We start from the raw sequence: 20,868 nt of genomic DNA, 5'->3' as shown, positions 1-20,868 counted from the left end.
CCGCGCTGTCGATCCGGGCGGTGGTATCGGGGCTTTCGCCAGTGTTCAATGGCGGGTATGGAGTGGATCGTGCCATTCGCCGTCGTGTTGGTGCTCGTGCTCTTGCCCCTGGTCGTCGCGAGTGGCCGCCGTTCCAACGTGGATCAGCAGGCTCGCAGGCTGGCCGTGGTCGAGCGCAAGTTGGATCTGATCATGGCCCACCTCGGCATCCGCGAGCCTGAGCCCGAGGCCCCTGGAGCGGTCCTGCAGGAGTTGCTCGCCGGCCGCAAGATCCAGGCCATCAAGATCTACCGCGAGGCGACCGGTGTCGGTCTGCGGGAGGCAAAGGACGCCGTCGAACTGCTCGCCCGGCAGCGCGGCCTGGGATGACGTTCGTCGGGCGCCTCGGACCGTGGCCTGCCCGCGAGGTCGAGTGCACTCCGCGAGACCCCGCCACGTCGGCTCAATCGTCGGACTGGCGTGGGCGCAAGCCGTTGAGTGCTGTGGTGACGACGCGGTCGGCGTACTCGGCGGTGAGCGGCCCACTGCGTTGCAGCCAGCGGTTGAGCAGGGGGCCCCAGATCATCTCCACGGCCACGTCGAGGTCGAGGTCCTCGGCGAGTTGCCCGGCCTGTTGGGCACTGCGTAGCCGTTGCCGCTTGGCTTCCTTCAACGGCCCATCCAGCCGTTCGACGTAGACGGCGGCCAGCTCGGGGTCGTGCGCGATCTCGGTGGCCAACGCGCGCATCGGCTGGTCGTACTGCGGATCGTTCAACTCCGCGACCGTGGCGCGTAGCACCGCTGTCAGGTCGGCTTCCAGGTCGCCGGTGTCGGGCAGTACCGGAGGCTCGCCCTCGCTGGCGCTGAGGAGAAGGAAGGCATCGAAGATGATCGTGCCCTTGGATGGCCACCAGCGGTAGATGGTCTGCTTGCCGACGCCGGCGCGCGCGGCGATGCCCTCGATGCTGAGTTTGGCGTATCCGACTTCCCGGAGCAGGTCGAACGCCGCCGTCAGGATGGCCTGCCGCGAGGCCTCTTTCCGGCGGGCCGCGTTCGGCGTGGCTCGGTGCTGCGTGGTCATGCGCCGAAGGTTACCAGAAACACGAGACGGACCGTCTCGTCTTGACTGGCGAAGCGGCACGGCCTATCTTCATCACAGAAGCGAGACGGACCGTCTCGTCTCAAAGGATGGAGATTGACTGTGCGCACCTCATCCGGCACTGCACCGCGTACCTGGTTCATCACCGGCGCCAGCCGCGGCCTGGGCCGCGCGTTCACCGTCGCGGCGCTCGAACGCGGTGATCGAGTGGTCGCCGCCGCCCGGACCATCGCCCGCGACGACTTCGACGAGCGCCACGGTGACAGGCTGCTCGTCCTGAGGCTCGACGTGACCGACCGGGCGGGGGTCTTCGCCGCCGTGGCCACCGCGGTCGAGCACTTCGGGCGGCTCGACATCGTCGTCAACAACGCCGGCACCATGTCCATGGGCATGGTCGAAGAGTTCACCGAGGCGGAGGCGCGGGCCCAGTTCGAGGTGAACGTGTTCGGCGCGCTCTGGGTCAGCCAGGCCGCGCTGCCGCACCTGCGCGCCCGACGTGCCGGGCACATCGTGCAGATCTCCAGCATCGCCGCACTCGGCGGCTTCCCGAGCACCGGGATGTACAGCGCGAGCAAGTTCGCGCTGGAAGGGGTGAGCGAGGCGCTGGCGATGGAGGCGGCGGCCTTCGGCATCAAGGTCAGCATCGTGCAGCCCGGCGGCTACTGGACCGACCTGTACACCAGCATGACCTCGACCACCCCGATGGAGGCCTATGGTCCACTGCGCGCCGAACTGGAGCGGCAGTGGGCCGAAGGTTCGATCGACAGTGAGCCCCGACTGGCCGCCGAAGCGCTGCTGAAACTGGTCGACAGCGACGACCCGCCGCTGCGGCTCCTGCTCGGCAGCATGGTGTACGACCTGGCGTTCGACATCTCACGCCGACGAATGGACGCCTGGGCGAGCTGGGAGAAGGTCAGCCGAACCGCCGAGCACGCCGTCCCGGCTCCCGGTGACACACACTGACTAGCTGACGGCCGGAGGGCCCACCGTCCGGAGTAGACAACAAGAAAGGCAAGGAGTCCAGCTCCTTGCCTACCTCAACATATAGCGCACCCGGGGTCTTGCGGCAAGACCCGGGTCCTGCCGCAGAATCTCCCTCCGAACGTAAAACCTGTGGAAATCAGCGATTCGCGAACTACGTGCGCTTTGTCGACGTGGCTCTCGCGTACGCCGAGCCGCCGGTGGGACTCGCGGGGCAGAGGGGATTCCATGTTTGACGTGATCGTCGTCGGTGGTGGGCCGACCGGCATGATGTTGGCCAGCGAGTTGCGGCTGCACGGCGTGCACGCGCTCGTGCTGGAGCGGGAGACGGAGCCGGCCAGGTACGTTCGGGCGCTCGGTCTGCACGCGCGCAGCGTCGAGGTGATGGACCAGCGCGGTCTGCTGGAGCGGTTCCTCGCGCTCGGCCAGCAGTACCCGGTCGGTGGCTTCTTCGCCGGCATCCCCAAGCCGTCGCCGGCCCGGCTGGACACCGCACATCCGTACGTCCTCGGGATCCCGCAGACCAGCACCGACCGTCTGCTGGCCGAGCACGCCATCGAGGTCGGCGTCGAGTTCCGCCGCGGCTGCGAACTGGTCGGGCTGAGCCAGGACGACCACGCGGTGACCGCCGAGTTGGCCGACGGCACGCGGCTGCGCTCGCGTTACCTCGTCGGCTGCGACGGCGGCCGCAGCACGGTGCGCAAGCTGCTCGGCGTCGGCTTCCCCGGCGAGCCCAGCCGGGTCGAGACGCTGCTGGGCGAGATGGAGGTGGCCGCGCCGGCGGAGACGGTGGCCACCGTGGTCGCCGAGGTTCGCAAGACCCAACTCCGGTTCGGTGTCGGGCCCGTGGGGGACGGGGCGTACCGCGTCGTCGTGCCCGCAGAGGGGGTGGCCGAGGACCGCGCGGTCCCGCCGACCATCGAGGAGTTCAGGCGACAACTGCGGGTGTACGCGGGCACCGACTTCGGCGTGCACTCACCGCGCTGGCTGTCCCGCTTCGGTGACGCCACCCGGTTGGCCGAGCGCTACCGGGTCGGCCGGGTGCTGCTGGCCGGCGACGCGGCGCACATCCACCCACCGATGGGCGGGCAGGGTCTCAACCTCGGCGTCCAGGACGCGTTCAACCTCGGCTGGAAACTGGCCGCCGAGATCAACGGCTGGGCACCGGAGGGGCTGCTGGACAGCTACCACACCGAGCGGCACCCGGTGGCCGCCGACGTGCTGGACAACACCCGCGCACAGAGCGAGCTGATATCCACCGAGCCGGGCCCCCAGGCGGTCCGTCGGCTGGTGTCGGAACTGATGAACTTCGAGGAAGTGAACCGGTACCTCACCGAGAAAATCACCGCCATCGCAGTCCGCTATGACTTCGGCGAGGGCCATGAACTGCTCGGCCGGCGGATGCGCGACATCGGGCTGAAGCGGGGGCGCCTCTACGAGCTGATGCACGGCGGCCGCGGACTGCTGCTCGACCAGACCGGCCGGCTCTCGGTGACGGGCTGGGCAGACCGGGTCGACCACGTCGTCGACGTCAGCGAGGAACTGGACCTGCCCGCCGTGCTGCTGCGCCCGGACGGCCACGTGGCGTGGGTCGGTGACGATCAGCAGGACCTGCTCAGCCACCTACCCAGGTGGTTCGGCGCCGCCGTCAGCTGAGCGCGCAGGTGTGACTGTCCATGATCGTGCTCGGTCCACGATGTAGTGGCATCCCCGGTGTTGCGAGGCCACTGGATCCAGGATCGAGCACGATCATCGGGTCAGGCGTCCTGACCTGCGCGTTGAACGGGCACCGCACAGTCACCAATCCGTCACCGCGCCGCTACGTCTGGTGTCCTCGACTTACGCTCGTGGGCGTGTCCGCACCTACCGAAGGCGCCACCGAAGAGGACCGACGTGACTTCATCGTCATGGTCGCTCGGGAGTTGGCCGAGGCCGAGGGCTGGACGGGGGTGAGTACCCGGCGGCTGGCCGAGCGGGCCGAGGTCGACGTCGGGGATCTCTACCGGCACTTCGCCGATCAGGAGGCGTTGCTCGCCGCTGTCGCGGTGTGCGCCTTCGCCGACCTGGCCGCCGACCTGGCCGAGGCTCACGCGGAGGCCACCGAAGGTCACGCCGAGGCCACCGAAGGTACGGAACGGGCCTGGCCGGCGGTGGTGAGTGCGTACCTCGACTTCGCGTACGCGAATCCGGAGGTCTACGACGCGATGCTCGCGCTGACCCCCGACCTTGCCCTCGGCGTGGATGGCGTGCCGGCCGCGCCCCGGGCCGTCTTCGCGGAGCTGCGGGCGGCCCTGGCCCCACTGGCCGAGGGGCGTGACCCGGACAGCCTGGCCGAGGTGGGCTGGAGTCTGCTGCACGGCGTGGTGATGCTCACCAGGGGCGGCCGGCTGCGCCCCGAGGCGCAGGAGGAACGGGAGGCGATGATCGCGGACCGGTTGCTGCGGTGGCCCTGACCGGCGGGCCGGAAAGTCGCTGGGTTCGCCGCGCGATACGTCCTAGAGTCCCGGATCGGCGGAGGAGCTGATCACAAGGAGGTGGCGGCATGACGGTGGACGCGATGGCCCGGCGGCAGGCGCAGGTGTTGGTCTTCGACGCGGACGACACCCTCTGGGAGAACAACGTCGTCTTCGAGCGGGTGATCGACGATTTCCTGGCCTGGCTCGACCATCCCACTCTGGACCGGGCCGAGACCCGGGCGATCCTCGACGACATCGAGCGGGCCAACGCGGTGGCGCACGGCTACGGCAGCAAGGTCTTCCTGCGCAGCCTCGCGGAGTGCCTGGAGCGGCTGCGCGAGCGGCCGGCCACCGACGCCGAGCGTCAGGAGATCGACCGGCTGGCGGTGGCCCTGGTCGAGCACCGGGTCGAGTTGATGCCCGGGGTGGCCGACGCGCTCGACGAGCTGGCCGGTCGGCACGAGCTGTTGCTGCTGACCAAGGGCGACCAGGTGGAACAGCAGCGCAAGCTGGACGCCTGCGGGCTGCTGCACCACTTCCGGGCCGCGCACATCGTCGCCGAGAAGAAGGTCGACACGTATCGGTGGCTGATCCGGGAGCACGGCTTCGACCCGGCCGGCGCGTGGATGATCGGCAATTCCCCGAAGTCGGACATCCTGCCGGCCCGAGCGGCCGGACTGAACGCGGTGTTCATTCCGAACGAGAACACCTGGGTGCTGGAGGACGACGAACTGGACCCGACCGACGCGGGCGTTCTGCGGCTGGCCGAGTTCCGCGATCTGCTGCGGCACTTCTGACCGTCCAGAAGCCGAACAGCGCCAGCGATCATGGTCGCGTTACGCCGACATGCCGCTTTTCCACCTTGAGATCAGTCACGCCGCTGGCGGTTCGCCGCGCCTTGTCCGGCCCGTCGTGGCGCGCCTAACCTGGGTCGGCGCTCACGGCCTCTCGGGGTGTGCCGGGGGCGCACCGGCGTCCGGCGGGTGGGCACCGTGGAGCTGAGTGCGGAGCGGCCGGCTCGCTCCGTCGAGCCGCGAGGCGTCGTGCCACGCACGCGCGTGCGACGGGGCGCCGGAGCTGTCCGCTTCCCTGCCGGTCCGCCGGAGGTCAGGGCCGGGTAGTTGCGGACCCGGCCCTGACCACGCCCCCAAACGACCACCCCCGGCGAGCGGGACAGACGCGAGCCGGGCCGACTGTCAGGATGACGGAATGAAGCGCAGATCCCTCCTGCTCGGTGCCGCCGCAGGCCTCGCGGTGCCGGCCGTGATCGCCCCTGCGGCGCCCGCGCTCGGCGCGAGCCGGCCGCCGGCGCCGGCCTGGGGCACGGCGCCGGTTCCCCGATCCACCCGGCCGACGCTGCCGCGCCACAACCTGGCCGCCCGGCTGACCACCCTGCCGCCGCAGACGAAGCAGGTGCTCATCGTCAGCTCCGCCAGCTACACCACCACATACGCCACCCTTGAGGCGTACGTGAAGATCAGGGGTCGCTGGCAGCCCGCCTCGGCGTCGTTGCCCGCACGGATCGGCTCGAAGGGCTTCAGCGACAACCACGTGGAGGGCGTGCCGACCACGCCCACCGGTGTCTACTCGATCGGCCCGACCATGTACGGCATCGCGGCGAACCCGGGCATGCGGTACCCGTACCACCGGCTGGTCAGCGGCGACTGGTGGAACGAGAACCCGTCGTCGTCGCAGTACAACACCTTCCAGCACAGCTCGACCAACCCGGGCGGGGCCAGCGAGGCGCTGTGGACGGAGGTGCCCGCGTACACGCACTTCGCGGTCATCACCTACAACATGGCGCCGAACGTGCCGACGCCGATCCCGAACGCGGGCAGCGGCATCTTCCTGCACCAGTTCAGCACCAGCGCCGGCAACGCCACCGCCGGTTGCGTGTCCCTCTCCCACGACAACCTGGTCGACGTGCTGAACTGGCTGGACCCGACGGCCTCGCCGCGCATCGTGCTCAGCCCGTACGCCCAGCTCGGCCGCTACTGACCTGCGCCGCGGAGGCGGGTGCCCGGTTCAGGAGACCTTGCCGCCGCGGACGATGGCCACCGCCACCCGGCAGAACTCGTCCATGTCCGGGTTGAAGCCGGCCGCGATGTCGGGATGCAGCCCGGACCGCGTCTCGTCCAACAGTCGCTGGCAGACCTGCTCGACCGGCTCGCCGGCGTAGCCGCCGCGGACCCGTTCGATCGCTGCCTGGAGCGCCGAGGTCAGCTGGTCCTCCAGCGGGCCGCGCAGCTTCTGCTGCACGGGGTCGAGCCCGCGCGGGTCGAGCGTGACATGTGGCTCCGACATCGGTGCTCCCTTCGTCGGCGTCCGCGGTACCCCACCGCAGCCGTCGGTCAAACCCCGGTCGGTACGGCGGCGACCCGCACCTGATACGAGAAGTCCTCCGCCGGCTCCTCCTGGTACGACAACCGGCGGATCTGCCGGTCGTCGTCGTAGAGGGCGACGTCCACCAGGACGCCGAGGTGGGCCAGGCCGATGCTGGACACCCGCTTCTTGTCCTGCAGCACCGCGCAGACGCCGCCCAGCAGGGTGCTGGCGTCGGCCGTACGGTGCCCGGGCGGGCAGCGTAGGACCAGGTCGACCTCGACCGGCCCGGGCAACGGCGTCCAGCCGGTGCGCTGGGCCGCTGCCAGGGCGGCATGGAGCAGGGTGCGGACCCTCGTCGCCTGCCGGTGCCCGGCGGCGAAGATGGACAACGCTTCGGTCTTGACCGGTGGCAGGCCGCTCACCTCGAATGTCAGGGCGAGAGCGCGGGTGTCCTGCACGACGGCACCTCCTCGTTGGGACGATCCTGCCGAACCGCGGGAGCGGCGGTGGGACGTTCCCGCGATTACCAACCGATCGGGCAGGCTGGGGTCGGCCAGAGGCGTGTCGACGTCGGCGGCGAACGCGTTGGCTGCGGCGCTAGGAAGACGCTAGTCGACGGTGCGCGCGCTGGGTAGTCGTTCGCTCACCCGATGGGACGCGGCGCGAAGGCGCAGAACTCGTTGCCCTCCGGGTCGGCCAGCACCCACCACCAGTGGGCCTCGTCAATTGGCTCCCGCAGCAGCGTCGCGCCCGCCTCGATCAGCGCCATGGGTTCCGGGTCGACCAGGTCGACGTCCCAGTGCAGCCGGTTCTTGACGGTCTTGGGCTCGGGCACCCCGTTGAACACCCAGTGGTCCCAGGGGAACCCGGCCGCGCCGACCACCGACGCGTTACCCGACCCGTACTCGACCGTGCCGCCGACCACGCCGCTCCACCAGGCAGCCTGGGCGGCCGGGTCGGCCGCGTCCACGACCAGCTCGAAGAGGCCCGGTCGGGCGCCTTCCCGGGCCCGGAAGGCGCAGAACGGGTTGCCCTCCGGGTCGGCCAGCACCCACCAGCCGACCTCCCCGTCCGGTTCGCGAAGCAGCCGGGCGCCGGCCGCGAGCAGCGCCGCCGGCTCCGCGCCGGCCAACCGCAGATCCAGGTGTACGCGGGTTTTGCCGGTACGCGGCTCCGGCACCCGGTTCACCCAGATCGACTCGGCGTTCGAGCGCGCGGAGCGCGGGTCCAGGCGAGTGTCGCCGTCGCCGAGGTCCACGACCTCGGCGTCGAGCATCCGACCCCAGAAGGCACCCAGGGTGTGCGGGTCGGCGGCGTCCAGACAGAGATCCTTGAAACGGGCTAGCACCGTCCCAGGATGCCCGGCCCGGCGGCGAGCCTGCTCGCCGCCGGGCCGGCGCTGTGGTGATCTCCCGCACACCGCGCCTCGCCACCCCCGGTCCAGCGGCGTCGGGTTTCGCGCAGGTTTCGTGACTTCCCAGCTCGGGCAGTGTGAAGGCCACGAAACGTCCGGGGTTGCCGCGCCGCTGGCCCAGCGCCCCGACCGTCTCGCCGTGCGCCGGGGCACGGTGCCTTCTCCCGGCTGCTGGCCGACAAGAGGGGAGGGGTGATGAACGACCCTGACGAGGCCCGACGTCGACGGCGACCACGGGTCCGCGTGGTGGCGGCTGCCGCCGCGTTGACGCTGGTGGCGCCCTTGGCCGCCTGTGGTTCCGGTGACGCTGGTGGCCCACCGACGCTCAACCTGTACTACCCGCCGGAACAGAACCTGCAGAAGGTCGTCGACGACTGCAACGCGCAGGCCCAGGGGCGGTACAAGATCGCCTACCGGGTGCTGCCCCGACAGGCCGACGAGCAACGCGTGCAGATGGTGCGTCGGCTGGCCGCCGAGGACACCGGCATGGACCTGCTCGGTCTGGATGTCACCTGGACCCAGGAGTTCGCCAGCGCCGACTGGATCCGCGAGTGGACCGGCCAGGACAAGGCCGAGGTCGAGCAGGGCACCCTCGCCGGGCCGCTGGACACCGCCCGCTACGAGGACAAGCTGTACGCCGCGCCGAAGAACACCAACGTCCAGCTGCTCTGGTACCGCAAGGACCTGGTGCCGCAGCCGCCGACCACCTGGGACCAGATGATCACGGCCGCGCAGCAGCTCAAGGACCAGGACAAGCCCTACCAGGTGCTCACCATGGGCGCCCAGTACGAGGGCCTGGTCGTCCTCTACAACACCCTGGCCGAGAGCGCCGGTGGAAACATCCTCAACGACGACGGTACGCAGGCCGTGATGGACGCCGGCACGGTCCGGGCGCTGGAGCAGTTGCAGCGCTTCGCCACGTCGGGCGTGACCTCGCCGTCGTTCAGCAACGCCACCGAGGACCCGGTCCGGCTGGAGTTCGAGTCCGGCGCGGGCGCGTTCCAGGTGAACTGGCCGTTCGTCTACCCGGCACTGCAGGAGGCGAACCCGGAGCTGGCCAAGCAGGTCGGCTGGGCTCGGATGCCGGGCATCGACGAGAACACCCCGAGCAAGGTCACCATCGGCGGGGTGAACATGGCGGTCAGCTCCTACTCCAAGCACCCGGAGCTGTCCTTCGAGGCGGCCCGCTGCATCCGCAACGCCGAGCACCAGAAGTTCTCCGCGATCAACGACGGCGTGCCGCCCACGATCGAGGCGGTCTACGACGAGCCGGAGATGGTCGAGGCGTACCCGATGAAGGACACCATCCTGGAGGAGCTGAAGGAGCCGGCGACCCGCCCGCTGACCCCGGCCTACCAGAGCATCTCCACCGTGATGTCGGCGATCCTGTCGCCGCCGTCGGCGATCCGTCCGCAGAAGACCGCGGACGAGCTGCGCGGCGCCATCGCCGACGCTCTCCAGTCCAAGGGGGTCCTCCCGTGAGCCTGCCCGCCACGCCGACCGGGGCGGACGTGACCGCCGAGGAGACCACCCGCTCCACCGACCGGCACGCCACCGTCCCCACCCAGCGCACCGGCCGTCGCAAGGCGCCGCTGAGCGAGAACAAGAAGGCCGAACGCAAGCTCGGCTGGCTGCTCTGCGCGCCCGCCGCGCTGGTCATGGTCGCGGTGACCGCGTACCCGATCATCTATTCGGTCTGGCTGTCGCTCCAGCGCTTCGACCTGCGCTTTCCCGACCAGCGCGAGTTCATCGGGCTGGAGAACTACGTCACGGTGCTCACCAACGAGTTCTGGTGGACCGCGTTCGGGGTGACCATGCTGATCACGGTGGTCACCGTGGCCGTCGAGCTGGTGCTCGGCATGGGGTTGGCGCTGATCATGCACCGCACGCTGGTCGGGCGGGGCATCGTGCGGACCGCGGCGCTGATCCCGTACGGGATCGTCACCGTGGTCGCCGCGTTCTCCTGGCGGTACGCCTGGACGCCGGGCACCGGCTACCTGGCCGACCTGTTCAGCGACGGCGCGCCGCTCACCGAGCGGGCCAGCTCGCTGGCGATCATCATGCTCGCGGAGATCTGGAAGACGACCCCGTTCATGGCGCTGCTGCTGATGGCCGGGCTGGCGCTGGTCCCGGAGGACCTGCTCAAGGCCGCGTCCACCGACGGCGCGACCGCCTGGCAGCGGTTCACCAAGGTGATGCTGCCGGTGATGAAGCCCGCGATCCTGGTCGCGCTGCTGTTCCGCACCCTGGACGCGTTCCGGGTCTTCGACAACATCTTCGTGCTGACCGCCGGCGGCAACGAGACCTCGTCGGTGTCGATGCTCGCCTACAACAACCTGATCCGGGGCCTGAACCTCGGCATCGGCTCGACGATGTCGGTGCTGATCTTCATCACCGTGGCGATCATCGCCTTCGTCTTCGTGAAGCTGTTCGGCACCGCTGCCCCGGGCAGCGACGACGGGGAGAGGCGCTGACATGGCCACCGGTACCGAAACCACCACCCGCGCCCGGCTGCGCTGGGGCCTGTTGGACGTCCTCGTGGTCGTCTTCGCGCTGGTCCCGGTGCTGTGGATCGCGTCGCTGTCGTTCAAGACGCCGGCCACCCTCACCGACGGAAACTTCATCCCCCGGGAATGGACGCTGGACAACTACCGGACGATCTTCGACACCGACCAGTTCGTCCGCGCGCTGGTCAACTCGATCGGCATCGCGCTGATCGCCACGCTGATCGCGGTGGTGCTCGGCGCGATGGCGGCGTACGCGATCAGCCGACTGGACTTCCCCGGCAAGCGGGTGCTGGTCGGCGTCTCCCTGTTGATCGCGATGTTCCCGCAGGTGTCGCTGGTGTCGCCGCTGTTCGAGATCGAGCGGCAGCTCGGCCTCTTCGACACCTGGCCCGGGCTGATCCTGCCGTACATCACCTTCGCGCTGCCGCTGGCGATCTACACGCTGTCGGCGTTCTTCAAGCAGATCCCGTGGGACCTGGAGAAGGCGGCGAAGATGGACGGCGCCACCCAGGGTCAGGCGTTCCGGCGGGTCATCGCCCCGCTGGCCGCCCCCGGGCTGTTCACCACGGCGATCCTGGTCTTCATCTTCTGCTGGAACGACTTCCTGTTCGCCATCACGCTGACCTCCACCGAGCGGGCCCGTACGGTGCCGGTCGCGCTGTCGTTCTTCACCGGCGAGTCGCAGTTCGAGGACCCCACCGGGGCGATCTGCGCCGCCGCCGTGGTGATCACCATTCCGATCATTCTGTTCGTCCTCTTCTTCCAGCGCCGCATCGTGTCCGGCCTGACCTCCGGCGCAGTCAAGGGATAGGTGGTAGTCGTGGCTGACATCGTGCTCGACAAGGTGAGCAAGAAGTTCCCGGACGGGACCGTCGCCGTGCAGGACGTCGACCTGGAGATCGCCGACGGCGAGTTCGTCATCCTGGTCGGCCCCTCGGGCTGCGGCAAGTCCACCACCCTCAACATGATCGCCGGGCTGGAGGACATCAGCTCCGGCGAGCTGCGCATCGGCGGTCAACGGGTCAACGACAAGGCCCCCCGGGACCGGGACATCGCCATGGTGTTCCAGTCGTACGCGCTGTACCCGAACATGACCGTGCGGGAGAACATGGCCTTCCCGCTGCGGCTGGCGAAGCTGGACAAGGAGACCATCAACCAGAAGGTCGACGAGGCGGCCAAGGTGTTGGAGCTGACCCCGCTGCTGGACCGCAGGCCGGCCAACCTCTCCGGTGGGCAGCGCCAGCGGGTGGCGATGGGTCGGGCGATCGTCCGGCAGCCGAAGGCGTTCCTGATGGACGAGCCGCTGTCCAACCTGGACGCCAAGCTGCGGGTGCAGATGCGCACGGTGGTGTCCCGGTTGCAGAAGCAGCTCGGCACCACCACCGTCTACGTCACGCACGACCAGACCGAGGCGATGACCCTCGGTGACCGGGTTGTGATCATGCGCGGCGGTGCGGTGCAGCAGGTCGGCCCGCCGCAGGAGCTCTACGACCACCCGCGCAACCTCTTCGTGGCCGGCTTCATCGGCTCGCCGTCGATGAACTTCCTGCACGCCGTCGTGCAGGACGGCGGGTTGCGTACCGCGTTGGGCGACGTGCCGCTCGGCGATCGGGTCCGCCGGGAACTGGAGGCGGCCGACGCGCCGCGTGAGCTGATCCTCGGTGTCCGCCCCGAGCACTTCGAGGACGCCGAGTTGGTCGACGAGGACACCCGCCGCCGGGGCCTGGAGTTCGAGGCTCCGGTGGAGATCGTCGAGTCGATGGGCTCGGACAAGTACGTCTACTTCACCGTGGAGGGAGAGAAGGCCAGCGCCGCCGAGCTGGAGGAGTTGGCCGCCGACGCGGGCTCAGCCGACTTCAGCGGCGCCGGCAGCAACCTGGTCACCCGGCTGTCGGCCGAGTCCCCGGTGGCCGAGGGGCAGTCGCGCCGGGTCTGGTTCAACCTGGAGAAGATCCACCTGTTCGACCCGGCCAACGGGCGCAACCTCACCCTGCACGAGGGCCGGGCGGCCGGCGCGCTCGCCGACTGACAACGTCCACCGTGGTGGGGCCGGCGGTCCGCCCGCCGGCCCCGTCGGGTCCTGCGCCGCACGCCCGGCCGTGACAAGGTGGTCGCAGGTCGCGTCGTGAAGCGGGGGACGGATGAACCGACGACTGGTCGCGCTGGCCAACGCGCACGGCGTGTCCACCTGGTACGAGGACTGGCGGCACCGGCGCGTCGAGGTCGCGCCGGAGACCGTCGTCGGCGTGCTCGGCCTCCTCGGCGTGGATGCCACCAGCCCGGCGGCCATCGCCGACGCGCTCACCGCCACCCGCGCGGTCGACCGGGCCGCCCTGCCGGAGACGGTGGTGCTCACCCACGGCGCCACTCGGGTGCTTCCCGGCCCGGGCGTGGTGACCCTGGAGGACGGTGGCCACCGCGCGGTCGACGGCGAACTGCCGGCGGATCTGCCGCTGGGCTGGCACCGGCTGGCCTGCGCCGGCCGGGAGGCGACGCTGGTGGTGGTGCCCCGCCGGCTGCCCGTGCCGCCGCGCACCTGGGGCTGGATGCTTCAGCTCTACGCGCTCACCTCGGATCGCTCCTGGGGCATGGGCGACCTCGGTGACCTGGCCGAGTTCACCGGTTGGGCCGGTGCCACCGGCGCGGGGCTGGTGTTGCTCAACCCACTGCACGCGGTCGGGGCGGCGCATCCGGTCGCCGCTTCACCGTATTCGCCGGCCAGTCGGCGCTTCGTCAACCCGCTCTACCTGCGGGTCAGTAACACCGCCGCGTACCGGGCAGCCGACCCGGCGACCCGGGCGGTGGTCGACGCGCTGCGCCCCGACCGGGGCGACCTGATCGACTACGACGAGGTGTGGACCGCCAAGCGGCACGCCCTGGAGTTGCTGCATCCGTACGCCCAGCCGGTGGACCTGGGCGCGGACCCGGCGCTGACCACCTTCGCCACCTGGTGCGCGTTGGCCGAGCGGCACGGGAACGACTGGCGGGCCTGGCCGGCGGAGCTGCACCACCCGGACGCCCCGGCGGTCGCCGAGCAGCGCCGCCAGCTCGCCGACCGGGTGGCCTTCCACGCCTGGCTGCAACACCTCTGCCACGAGCAGCTCGACGCTGTCACGGCGGCGGCCCGGGCGGCCGGGATGCCGGTCGGCGTGGTGCACGACCTGGCCGTCGGCATCGACCCGGGTGGCGCGGACGGCTGGCAGCTCGCCGACGTGCTGGCCCAGGGCGTGCGGGTCGGCGCCCCGCCGGACGACTTCAACCAGCTCGGCCAGGACTGGGGGCTCGTCGCGTGGCGCCCGGACCGGCTCGCCGCCACCGGTTACGCGGCCTACCGGGACATGCTGCGGCGGACCCTGCGGCACGCCGGTGGCCTGCGGGTCGATCATGTCGCCGGGCTGTGGCGGCTGTGGTGGGTGCCGCCGGGTGCCGGGGCCGCCGAGGGCACCTACGTCCGCTACGACGCCGAGGCGATGCTCGGCATCCTCGCGCTGGAGGCCCACCGGGCCGGGGCGGTGGTGGTCGGCGAAGACCTTGGCACCGTCCAGCCGGCGGTGACCCGGGGGCTGCGCGGGCGAAACATGCTCGGCTCGACCGTGCTCTGGTTCGCCCGGGACGACGACGGCGACTTCGTTCCGCCGACCCGCTGGCCGCGCAACGCGCTGGCCACGATCTCCACCCACGACCTGCCGACCGCTCCCGGCTTCCTGACCGGCGAGCACGTCCGGGTACGCGACGAGTTGAAGCTGCTCGGCGCCGACGTGGCGGTGGAGCGGGCCCGGGCCGACGCGGACCGGGAGCGGCTGCTGACGATGCTGCGTGCCGAGGCGCTGCTGCCCGACACGGCCGCGCCGGATGACGGCGAGGTGGTGGTGGCGATGCACGCCGCGCTCGCGGCCAGCCCGACCCGGCTGCTCGGCGTCTCCCTCTACGACGTGCTGGGCGAGGTGCGTCAGCCGAACATGCCGGGCACGGTGGACGAGTATCCGAACTGGCGGCTGCCGTTGCCGGCGACCGTGGCGGAGATCTGTGCGGACCCCGGGGTGGCCCGGGTCGTCGACGTGCTGACCGCGGCCCGCCCGCGACCTGCCAGCCCGGACGAGGACTGACGCCCGACGCCGCGCTGGTCAGGCCGGCCAGTCGAACCGGGGCGGCAGCCCGAGGAAGTCGGCGTACCGGCCCAGGGCCTGCTCGACCCGGGCACGTCCGGCGGTGTCCAGTGGCGTCAGCGGCTGGATCGTCACGGTGACCGCGGCCCGGGCGACACGACGTTTCCACAGGCCCACCACCCGGCCGGCGCGGACCACGGTGGACTGGAAGATGCCGTTGTTGCCCGGCACGACGGCGGCCTGGTGCGCGGGGTCGAGCATCAACGCGCGGTCCCGGAAACCGAGCAGGTACTCGTCGAAGCCGGGCAGCACCAGCACGTCGTCGACCGGGGGGCGCGGTGCGTCGGCCAGCGCCGCGTCGACGTGCATCTCCACACCGTCGACCCGCACCACGGTCAGCACGTCGCCGGCGGCGGCCAGCCCACGCCGCGCGTCGGTCAGGGTGAGGCCGGTCCAGCCGGCGAACTCGCGGGCGGTGACCGGACCGTGCCCGCGCACGTAGCGGTGGGCGAGCACGGCCAGCGCCTCGTCCCGGTCCAACTGCCGTGGCCCGGGCGCCCACTCGTCGAGCAGCGCGAAGGTCTGTTCGGTGCCGACGTTCGGCGCAAGGCAGGTCACTCCGCGCACGCTGGCGTACCAGAGCAGGTGGTAGCCGCGCTGGCTGTCGGTGGCCAGGCCGGCCGCGCGGAGGGTGGCCAGGCACTGCGCCCGGGTGAGTCGACCGCCGCCGGCCAGCGCGGCGCCGAGCACATCCACCGCCCGGTCCGCGTCGGCGTCGGTGAGCCCGAGCTGCGCCCGCCGGGTCGCCGCGCCGGCCAGCGACCGGACGCCGGTCAGCTCCAGCATCCAGCGCGCGTCGGCGGGCGGGACGAGGTGCACGGTGCCCCGCATCGGCCAGGTGCGCAGCGCCTCCCGCTTCTCCAACGCCGCCTGCACGTCGGTCACGGTCTGCCCGGGCAGCCGCGCGCCCAGCGACCACAGCCCACTGGCCAGGTCCTGTGCCTGCATTGCGCCGAACCACTCGACCACCTCGGCGACGCTGCCGGGTCGGACGCCCGGGTGCGGCCGCAGCAGCAGGCTGCTCATCCGCAGCGCCAGCGCGTCGGCTGCGCTGAGGTCGACAGGCATGGGTCGTGCCCCTTCCGGTTGCTGGGCTGCCAGCCTAGGGCCACCCACCGACGACTCCGCCTGACGCGGCGTCCCGCGCATCCGCCGCCCCCGCGCCCGTGGCCTGTCGCTCGCCGGTTCGCGCCCAGGGGGCGTAACGGCCGGCGCAGCGGGAAAGCGGCGCGTCGGAAGTACGCGCGCCGCGCGTGCGGAAGGGAGTCTGATGACTGCCGCAAACGAGCCGGCCCGGGGTACGGGCGCGCCGGCCGGGTCCCGGACCCATCGGGCGGACGCCCGCGCGAAGACCAGCGCGGCCGCCACCTTCGCCCTGGTCTTCGGCGTGGCCGGCCTGATCAGCGTGCTGACCGCCATCCTCGCCTGGATCGGGTTGGTGCTCGGCATCATCGGGGTCATCCTCGGCATCGTCGGGCTGAAGATGTCCCGCCGCCCGGGCGTGACCGGGCGGGGCGTGGCGATCGGTGGCCTGGTGCTGAGCATCCTGGCGGTGCTCATCGGACTGGGCCTCGCCGCGGGGATCTCCACCTTCATCAACAACGAGGGTGCGGTGGACCGCCTCCAACAGCAGGTCGACGACCTCCGCGACAAGCTCGACTGACGCTCACCGACGCGCACGATCGACGCGCCGGGCCGGGGCGCGCTCGCCGGCCGCGTCGCGCGACGGCTCCGGCGGGCGCGGCCGGAGATCACAGTAGGGTGGGCGACGTGCTCCGCCAGGTCACCGCGATCCGCTACGTCACCCCGCTACGCGAGGGTGGCTCGCTGCCGGGCGTGGTGGAGGCCGACGACCTCGGCACGTACGTGGCGAAGTTCCGCGGCGCCGGGCAGGGGCCCAAGGCGCTGATCGCCGAGGTGATCTGCGGTGAGCTGGCCCGCCGCCTGGAGCTGCGGGTACCACCGCTGGTGGTGCTCGACATCGACCCGGTGATCGGTCGGGCCGAGCCCGACCAGGAGGTGCAGGAGCTGCTGCGCAACAGCGGCGGCGCCAACCTGGGGATGGACTTCCTGCCCGGGGCGCTGGGCTTCGACCCGGTCGCGCATCCTGTCGACCCGATGCTGGCCTCGCGGGTGCTCTGGTTCGACGCGTACGTGGAGAACGTCGACCGGAGCTGGCGCAACCCGAACCTGCTGGTCTGGCACCGGGAGCTGTGGCTCATCGACCACGGCGCCTGCCTGTACTTCCACCACAACTGGCCGCGCGCCGGTGCCGCCGTGCACCGGGCGTACCGCGCCGAGGACCACGTGCTCGCGCCGTACGCCGACCGGCTCGCCGAGGCCGACGCCGAACTGGCCCCCCGGGTCACCCCGGAGCTGCTCCGCGAGGTGCTGGCGCTGGTGCCGGAGGAGTGGCTGACCGCCGCCGACTTCGACTCGGCCGATGCGGCGCGGGAGGCGTACCTGGCGCACCTGTCCGCCCGGGTCGCGCGCACCGCCGACTGGCTGCCGCAGGGGAGCGCGGCATGAGGCAACCCTTCGAGTACGCCGTCATCCGGCTGGTGCCCCGCATCGAGCGCGGCGAGCAGATCAACGTCGGCGTGCTGCTCTACTGCCAGCAGCGCGACTTCCTGGCCGCGCGGACGCACCTGGACGCCGACCGGGTCCGCGCGCTGGCTCCCGACGTGGACCTGCCGGCGGTGGCCGCGGTGCTCGACTCCTGGGACCGGACCTGCGCCGGTGACGGACCGGCGACCCGGATGCGGCTCGGCGAGCGGTTCCACTGGCTGGCCGCGCCACGCAGCACGATGATCCAGACCGGGCCGGTGCACACCGGGCTCACCGCCGACCCGGCGGCGGAGCTGGAGCGGCTGATGGCGGCCCTGGTCCGCTGAGCGGAGGCGGTGACCGGCGGACGGGCCCCTGATCGCGCTACGCCCGCCCCGTTGCCGGCGGAGCGCGATCCCCCGTTCAGGTGCCCGGCGCGGGGGCGGCGGAGTACTCCCGTCGGCGCCGGTGACATCAGGATCGCTCTCCGTGAGCACCCGAGGGTCGGAACGCCCCGGAACTTGCGGAAAACTTGAGGATGCGGCCGCCGATCGGCGGGGCAGCGCGCGCGGGCTGCCGTTTGACGGTGCGGGCAACGGGTAGTCGCCGGAGCTGACTCTGACGAGAAGGGGAACATCTGATGGCTGCCCAGACCAAGGTAGCGGTGATCTACTACAGCGCCACCGGCATCACGTACCAGATGGCGCAGGCCGTGTGCGAGGCCGCCGGGGATGCCGGCGCCGAGGTGCGCCTGCGCAAGGTGCGTGAGCTGGCGCCGGACGAGGCGGTCCGCTCCAACTCCGGGTGGCAGGCACACCGCCTGGAGACCCAGGATGTGCCCGAGGCGATGGTCGACGACCTGTCCTGGGCCGACGTGGTGATCTTCGGCGCGCCGACCCGGTACGGCATGATCGCCGCCCAGTTGAAGCAGTTCATCGACACGACCGGCCCGCTGTGGGCCCAGGGCGCGCTGGTCAACAAGGTCTACTCCGCGTTCACCTCGACGTCGACCGCGCACGGCGGGCAGGAGACCACCCTGACCTCGCTCTTCACGGTCTTCTACCACTGGGGTGGAGTCGTGGTGACCCCCGCCTACACCGACACCAGCCAGTTCATCGCCGGCAACCCGTACGGCGCCTCGCACACCAGCAACAACGGGGAGATCCCCCCGGATGCCGTGGCGCTGGGCGCCGCCGCGCTCACCGCCCGACGGGCGGTACAGATCGGCACCGCGCTGAAGAAGGGCCTGGCCGGCTGAGCCGACCGGTGACCGGTGGCCGGGCAGGGGCTCTCGATCCCGTCCGACCACCGGTCGATCCAGCCGTACCCCTCGGGCGTGGTGACTATGCCCGTCCGCCTGCCGCCGACAGCTCGTCCGGGCGCGGGGCCGGCAGCAGGTCGCCCAGCAGTTCGGTCAGCACGGCGAGCCCGTCCGGGCTGAGCACCGACTCGGGGTGGAACTGCACCCCGGCGAAGGCGCGCCCGCGCAGCGCGTGCACGGCGCCGTCGCGCACGTCCCGGGCCAGCTCCACCGGCCCGTACGCGGTGTCCAGCCGGTCCACCTCGGCGCGGGCGGTGAACGTGGAGTAGAAGCCCACCCGACGGGGGTGGCCGAACAGCGGCACCTCCCGTTGCAACCCCTGGTAGGGGGCCTTGCGCCGGTGGAGGGGCAGCCCCAGCAGCCCGGCCAGCACCTGATGGCCGAGACAGACCGCGAGGGTCGGGCGACCGCTCGCCAGCAGCCCGGTCAGCAGCCCGCGCAGCGCCACCATCTTCGGCTCGTCCTTGCTGCCCGGGTCGCCCGGTCCGGGCCCGGCCACCACCAGGTCATAGGCGTCGACCGGGCCGCTGGCGTGCCACGGCCGCAGCGTGACCGCGAGACCCAACGCGCCCAGCTGGTGGGCCAGCATGCCGGTGAAGGTGTCCTCGGCGTCCACGATCAGCGCCCGGCGGCCGATCAACCCGGGCAGCCCTGGCGCGTCCGGCGCTCGCTGGTCCAGCCAGAACTGCGCCAGCGGCGCGTTGCGCGCGGCCAGCGCCTCGCGTACCGCCGGGTCGTCGGCCAGCCGCGCGACCGGCCCGCCGTCGCCGGCGGGTGCCGCCGGGCCGAGGCCGAGCGCGGCCAGCACCCCGGCCGCCTTGGCGTGCGTCTCGGCCACCTCGCCGGCCGCCGTCGAGTGCCGGACGAGGGTGGCGCCCACCGGCACCCGCAGCCGGCCGGTGGGGGAGATCTCGGCGGTACGGATCAGGATCGGCGCGTCCAGCGTCTGCCGGCCTGCCTCGTCGTGACCGAGCAGGGCCAGCACGCCCGCGTAGTAGCCCCGGCCGACGCGCTCGTGCCGGGCGATCACCCGGCATGCGTTCTCCATCGGGCTGCCGGTCACGGTGGGGGCGAACATCGTCTCCCGCAGCACCTCCCGCACGTCGCGGGTGCCCCGACCGGCGAGCAGGTACTCGGTGTGTGCCAGGTGCGACATCTCCTTGAGGTACGGGCCGATCACCTGACCGCCGTGCTCCGCGACGGTGGCCATCATCTTCAGCTCCTCGTCGAGCACCATGTACAGCTCCTCGACCTCCTTGGGGTCGGCGAGGAAGCGCAGCAGCGCCGCCCGGTCCGGCGTGCCGCCGACGGGCCGGAAGGTGCCGCTGATCGGGTTCATCATCACCAGCCCGTCGTCGACGCTGACGTGCCGCTCCGGGCTGGCGCCGACCAGCGTCCGAGTCCCGGTGTGCACCACGAACGTCCAGTACGCTCCACGTTCGGCGACCAGCAGCCGGCGCAGCGCGGCCAGCGCGGCCACCAGCGGCGGGCCCTGCACGGTGGCGTGCAGGGTGCGGTGGATGACGAAGTTGGCACCCTCGCCGCGACCGATCTCCTCGGCCAGCACCCGCTGCACGGTCTGCGCGTACTCCTCGTCGGTGACGTCGAACGCGGCGTCGACGGCGCGCACCGGCTCGTCGGGCAGCGCGGCCAGCGCGTCGGCCAGGGCGATCCGTCGGTGCTCGCGGACCTGGAGGCACTCCAGCGGGTATCCGTCGTCGCGGCAGGCGAAACCGCGCTCGGTGATCTGCCGGTACGGCACCAGGGCCAGCGTCCGCGCCCCGGGCGCGCCCGGCTGCAGCGGGATGTCCGCCAGCCGGTCGACGGTGTCGACCGGGCCGGTGAACAGCTCCAGCTCGTCGGCGCCCTCGCGGCGCAGCAGCGCGAAGGGGCCTGGGTCGACGCCGCGCGCAACGGCGGCGAGCAGGTCGGTCAGGTGGGTCATCGGGTTCTCCGTGGGGCCGGGCGCCGCCAGTGGGGCGGCCATCCGGGCCGGGAGATCCGGCGGCCGCCTCGATGGCGGCCGCGTGGATGGAGCTACGCGCGGGGGGTGGCCGCCGGGTCGGCGGGCCA

At 71.7% G+C, this 20,868-nt stretch carries 21 protein-coding genes; 15 read left to right on the top strand and 6 right to left on the bottom strand.

What is annotated here, in order from left to right:
• Positions 1-57 precede the first annotated feature (57 nt).
• Complete coding sequence (locus ACFY29_RS05655; protein ID WP_386983700.1) at positions 58-369, top strand: ribosomal protein L7/L12; 312 nt, start codon at positions 58-60, stop codon at positions 367-369.
• Between the two features lie 73 nt (positions 370-442).
• Here the strand turns inward: ACFY29_RS05655 and ACFY29_RS05650 are convergent, their stop codons facing one another.
• Entirely contained in the window at positions 443-1,060 is a 618-nt protein-coding gene (locus ACFY29_RS05650) for a TetR/AcrR family transcriptional regulator (RefSeq protein ID WP_386983698.1), read from the bottom strand.
• 120 nt (positions 1,061-1,180) lie between these two features.
• On the opposite strand from ACFY29_RS05650, the gene ACFY29_RS05645 reads away from it, so the two are divergent.
• The 5 genes from ACFY29_RS05645 (at position 1,181) to ACFY29_RS05625 (ending at position 6,513) form a co-directional block, all read left to right on the top strand.
• On the top strand, positions 1,181-2,041 hold the full coding sequence (locus ACFY29_RS05645) for an SDR family oxidoreductase (RefSeq protein ID WP_386983697.1): 861 nt from the start codon (positions 1,181-1,183) through the stop codon (positions 2,039-2,041).
• A gap of 246 nt (positions 2,042-2,287) precedes the next feature.
• Positions 2,288-3,715 (top strand): rifampin monooxygenase, encoded by a 1,428-nt coding sequence (gene rox / locus ACFY29_RS05640; protein WP_386983695.1) that lies wholly within the window; start codon positions 2,288-2,290, stop codon positions 3,713-3,715.
• Between the two features lie 197 nt (positions 3,716-3,912).
• On the top strand, positions 3,913-4,512 hold the full coding sequence (locus ACFY29_RS05635) for a TetR/AcrR family transcriptional regulator (protein ID WP_386983693.1): 600 nt from the start codon (positions 3,913-3,915) through the stop codon (positions 4,510-4,512).
• Between the two features lie 89 nt (positions 4,513-4,601).
• On the top strand, positions 4,602-5,312 hold the full coding sequence (locus ACFY29_RS05630; RefSeq protein WP_328418628.1) for an HAD family hydrolase: 711 nt from the start codon (positions 4,602-4,604) through the stop codon (positions 5,310-5,312).
• Between the two features lie 412 nt (positions 5,313-5,724).
• Positions 5,725-6,513 (top strand): L,D-transpeptidase, encoded by a 789-nt coding sequence (locus tag ACFY29_RS05625; protein WP_386983690.1) that lies wholly within the window; start codon positions 5,725-5,727, stop codon positions 6,511-6,513.
• A 27-nt stretch (positions 6,514-6,540) separates the two neighbouring features.
• Here the strand turns inward: ACFY29_RS05625 and ACFY29_RS05620 are convergent, their stop codons facing one another.
• The 3 genes from ACFY29_RS05620 to ACFY29_RS05610 form a co-directional block, all read right to left on the bottom strand.
• Complete coding sequence (locus ACFY29_RS05620) at positions 6,541-6,819, bottom strand: hypothetical protein (RefSeq protein WP_328418626.1); 279 nt, start codon at positions 6,817-6,819, stop codon at positions 6,541-6,543.
• Positions 6,820-6,866: 47 nt separating this feature from the next.
• Positions 6,867-7,298: a hypothetical protein gene (locus ACFY29_RS05615; RefSeq protein ID WP_386983688.1), complete on the bottom strand. Its 432-nt coding sequence runs from the start codon at positions 7,296-7,298 to the stop codon at positions 6,867-6,869.
• A gap of 185 nt (positions 7,299-7,483) precedes the next feature.
• The gene (locus tag ACFY29_RS05610) at positions 7,484-8,188 is read right to left on the bottom strand and encodes a VOC family protein (protein ID WP_386983686.1); all 705 of its coding nucleotides are present in this window, start codon (positions 8,186-8,188) and stop codon (positions 7,484-7,486) included.
• Between the two features lie 261 nt (positions 8,189-8,449).
• Between ACFY29_RS05610 and ACFY29_RS05605 the strand changes: the two genes are divergently transcribed.
• The 5 genes from ACFY29_RS05605 to malQ all read left to right on the top strand — a co-directional run bounded on the left by ACFY29_RS05605 (position 8,450) and on the right by malQ (position 14,867).
• The gene (locus ACFY29_RS05605; RefSeq protein ID WP_328418623.1) at positions 8,450-9,736 is read left to right on the top strand and encodes an ABC transporter substrate-binding protein; all 1,287 of its coding nucleotides are present in this window, start codon (positions 8,450-8,452) and stop codon (positions 9,734-9,736) included.
• A complete protein-coding gene (locus ACFY29_RS05600) occupies positions 9,733-10,728 on the top strand; it encodes a sugar ABC transporter permease (RefSeq protein WP_355614523.1) in 996 nt (331 codons plus the stop codon). The genes ACFY29_RS05605 and ACFY29_RS05600 overlap by 4 nt, the downstream gene beginning before the upstream one ends.
• 1 nt (position 10,729) lies before the next feature.
• Positions 10,730-11,572 (top strand): carbohydrate ABC transporter permease, encoded by an 843-nt coding sequence (locus tag ACFY29_RS05595; protein ID WP_355614526.1) that lies wholly within the window; start codon positions 10,730-10,732, stop codon positions 11,570-11,572.
• 9 nt (positions 11,573-11,581) lie between these two features.
• Entirely contained in the window at positions 11,582-12,790 is a 1,209-nt protein-coding gene (locus tag ACFY29_RS05590; protein ID WP_386983683.1) for an ABC transporter ATP-binding protein, read from the top strand.
• 112 nt (positions 12,791-12,902) lie between these two features.
• Complete coding sequence (gene malQ / locus ACFY29_RS05585) at positions 12,903-14,867, top strand: 4-alpha-glucanotransferase (protein ID WP_386983681.1); 1,965 nt, start codon at positions 12,903-12,905, stop codon at positions 14,865-14,867.
• A gap of 18 nt (positions 14,868-14,885) precedes the next feature.
• Here malQ and ACFY29_RS05580 read toward each other — a convergent pair whose 3' ends face one another.
• Positions 14,886-15,995 (bottom strand): winged helix DNA-binding domain-containing protein, encoded by a 1,110-nt coding sequence (locus ACFY29_RS05580; protein WP_386983679.1) that lies wholly within the window; start codon positions 15,993-15,995, stop codon positions 14,886-14,888.
• Positions 15,996-16,197: 202 nt separating this feature from the next.
• Between ACFY29_RS05580 and ACFY29_RS05575 the strand changes: the two genes are divergently transcribed.
• From ACFY29_RS05575 to wrbA, 4 genes are all read left to right on the top strand, one after another.
• The gene (locus ACFY29_RS05575; protein WP_328418617.1) at positions 16,198-16,590 is read left to right on the top strand and encodes a DUF4190 domain-containing protein; all 393 of its coding nucleotides are present in this window, start codon (positions 16,198-16,200) and stop codon (positions 16,588-16,590) included.
• A gap of 107 nt (positions 16,591-16,697) precedes the next feature.
• Positions 16,698-17,456 (top strand): HipA family kinase, encoded by a 759-nt coding sequence (locus ACFY29_RS05570; protein ID WP_355614538.1) that lies wholly within the window; start codon positions 16,698-16,700, stop codon positions 17,454-17,456.
• Positions 17,453-17,821 carry a DUF3037 domain-containing protein gene (locus ACFY29_RS05565; RefSeq protein WP_328418615.1) on the top strand — a complete coding sequence of 123 codons (369 nt, stop codon included), beginning with the start codon at positions 17,453-17,455 and terminating at the stop codon, positions 17,819-17,821. The genes ACFY29_RS05570 and ACFY29_RS05565 overlap by 4 nt, the downstream gene beginning before the upstream one ends.
• 293 nt (positions 17,822-18,114) lie before the next feature.
• Positions 18,115-18,732 carry an NAD(P)H:quinone oxidoreductase gene (wrbA, locus tag ACFY29_RS05560; RefSeq protein ID WP_386983676.1) on the top strand — a complete coding sequence of 206 codons (618 nt, stop codon included), beginning with the start codon at positions 18,115-18,117 and terminating at the stop codon, positions 18,730-18,732.
• 85 nt (positions 18,733-18,817) lie between these two features.
• Here the strand turns inward: wrbA and ACFY29_RS05555 are convergent, their stop codons facing one another.
• The gene (locus tag ACFY29_RS05555) at positions 18,818-20,740 is read right to left on the bottom strand and encodes an anthranilate synthase family protein (RefSeq protein WP_386983674.1); all 1,923 of its coding nucleotides are present in this window, start codon (positions 20,738-20,740) and stop codon (positions 18,818-18,820) included.
• Positions 20,741-20,868 lie beyond the last annotated feature (128 nt).

It is taken from the genome of Micromonospora sp. NPDC000668 (assembly GCF_042897975.1).
In the GTDB taxonomy this organism is placed as follows: Bacteria; Actinomycetota; Actinomycetes; order Mycobacteriales; family Micromonosporaceae; genus Micromonospora.
The sequence above is the reverse complement of the archived record's forward strand: the minus strand, read 5'-3'. Positions and strand labels throughout refer to the sequence as shown.

Coding starts and splice junctions, on each gene's coding strand:
- ACFY29_RS05625 (WP_386983690.1), top strand. CDS start 5,725: ATGAAGCGCAGATCCCTCCTGCTCGGTGCCGCCGCAGGCCTCGCGGTG.
- rox (WP_386983695.1), top strand. CDS start 2,288: ATGTTTGACGTGATCGTCGTCGGTGGTGGGCCGACCGGCATGATGTTG.
- ACFY29_RS05655 (WP_386983700.1), top strand. CDS start 58: ATGGAGTGGATCGTGCCATTCGCCGTCGTGTTGGTGCTCGTGCTCTTG.
- ACFY29_RS05605 (WP_328418623.1), top strand. CDS start 8,450: ATGAACGACCCTGACGAGGCCCGACGTCGACGGCGACCACGGGTCCGC.
- malQ (WP_386983681.1), top strand. CDS start 12,903: ATGAACCGACGACTGGTCGCGCTGGCCAACGCGCACGGCGTGTCCACC.
- ACFY29_RS05620 (WP_328418626.1), bottom strand. CDS start 6,819: ATGTCGGAGCCACATGTCACGCTCGACCCGCGCGGGCTCGACCCCGTG.
- ACFY29_RS05650 (WP_386983698.1), bottom strand. CDS start 1,060: ATGACCACGCAGCACCGAGCCACGCCGAACGCGGCCCGCCGGAAAGAG.
- ACFY29_RS05575 (WP_328418617.1), top strand. CDS start 16,198: ATGACTGCCGCAAACGAGCCGGCCCGGGGTACGGGCGCGCCGGCCGGG.
- ACFY29_RS05580 (WP_386983679.1), bottom strand. CDS start 15,995: ATGCCTGTCGACCTCAGCGCAGCCGACGCGCTGGCGCTGCGGATGAGC.
- ACFY29_RS05630 (WP_328418628.1), top strand. CDS start 4,602: ATGACGGTGGACGCGATGGCCCGGCGGCAGGCGCAGGTGTTGGTCTTC.
- wrbA (WP_386983676.1), top strand. CDS start 18,115: ATGGCTGCCCAGACCAAGGTAGCGGTGATCTACTACAGCGCCACCGGC.
- ACFY29_RS05565 (WP_328418615.1), top strand. CDS start 17,453: ATGAGGCAACCCTTCGAGTACGCCGTCATCCGGCTGGTGCCCCGCATC.
- ACFY29_RS05555 (WP_386983674.1), bottom strand. CDS start 20,740: ATGACCCACCTGACCGACCTGCTCGCCGCCGTTGCGCGCGGCGTCGAC.
- ACFY29_RS05595 (WP_355614526.1), top strand. CDS start 10,730: ATGGCCACCGGTACCGAAACCACCACCCGCGCCCGGCTGCGCTGGGGC.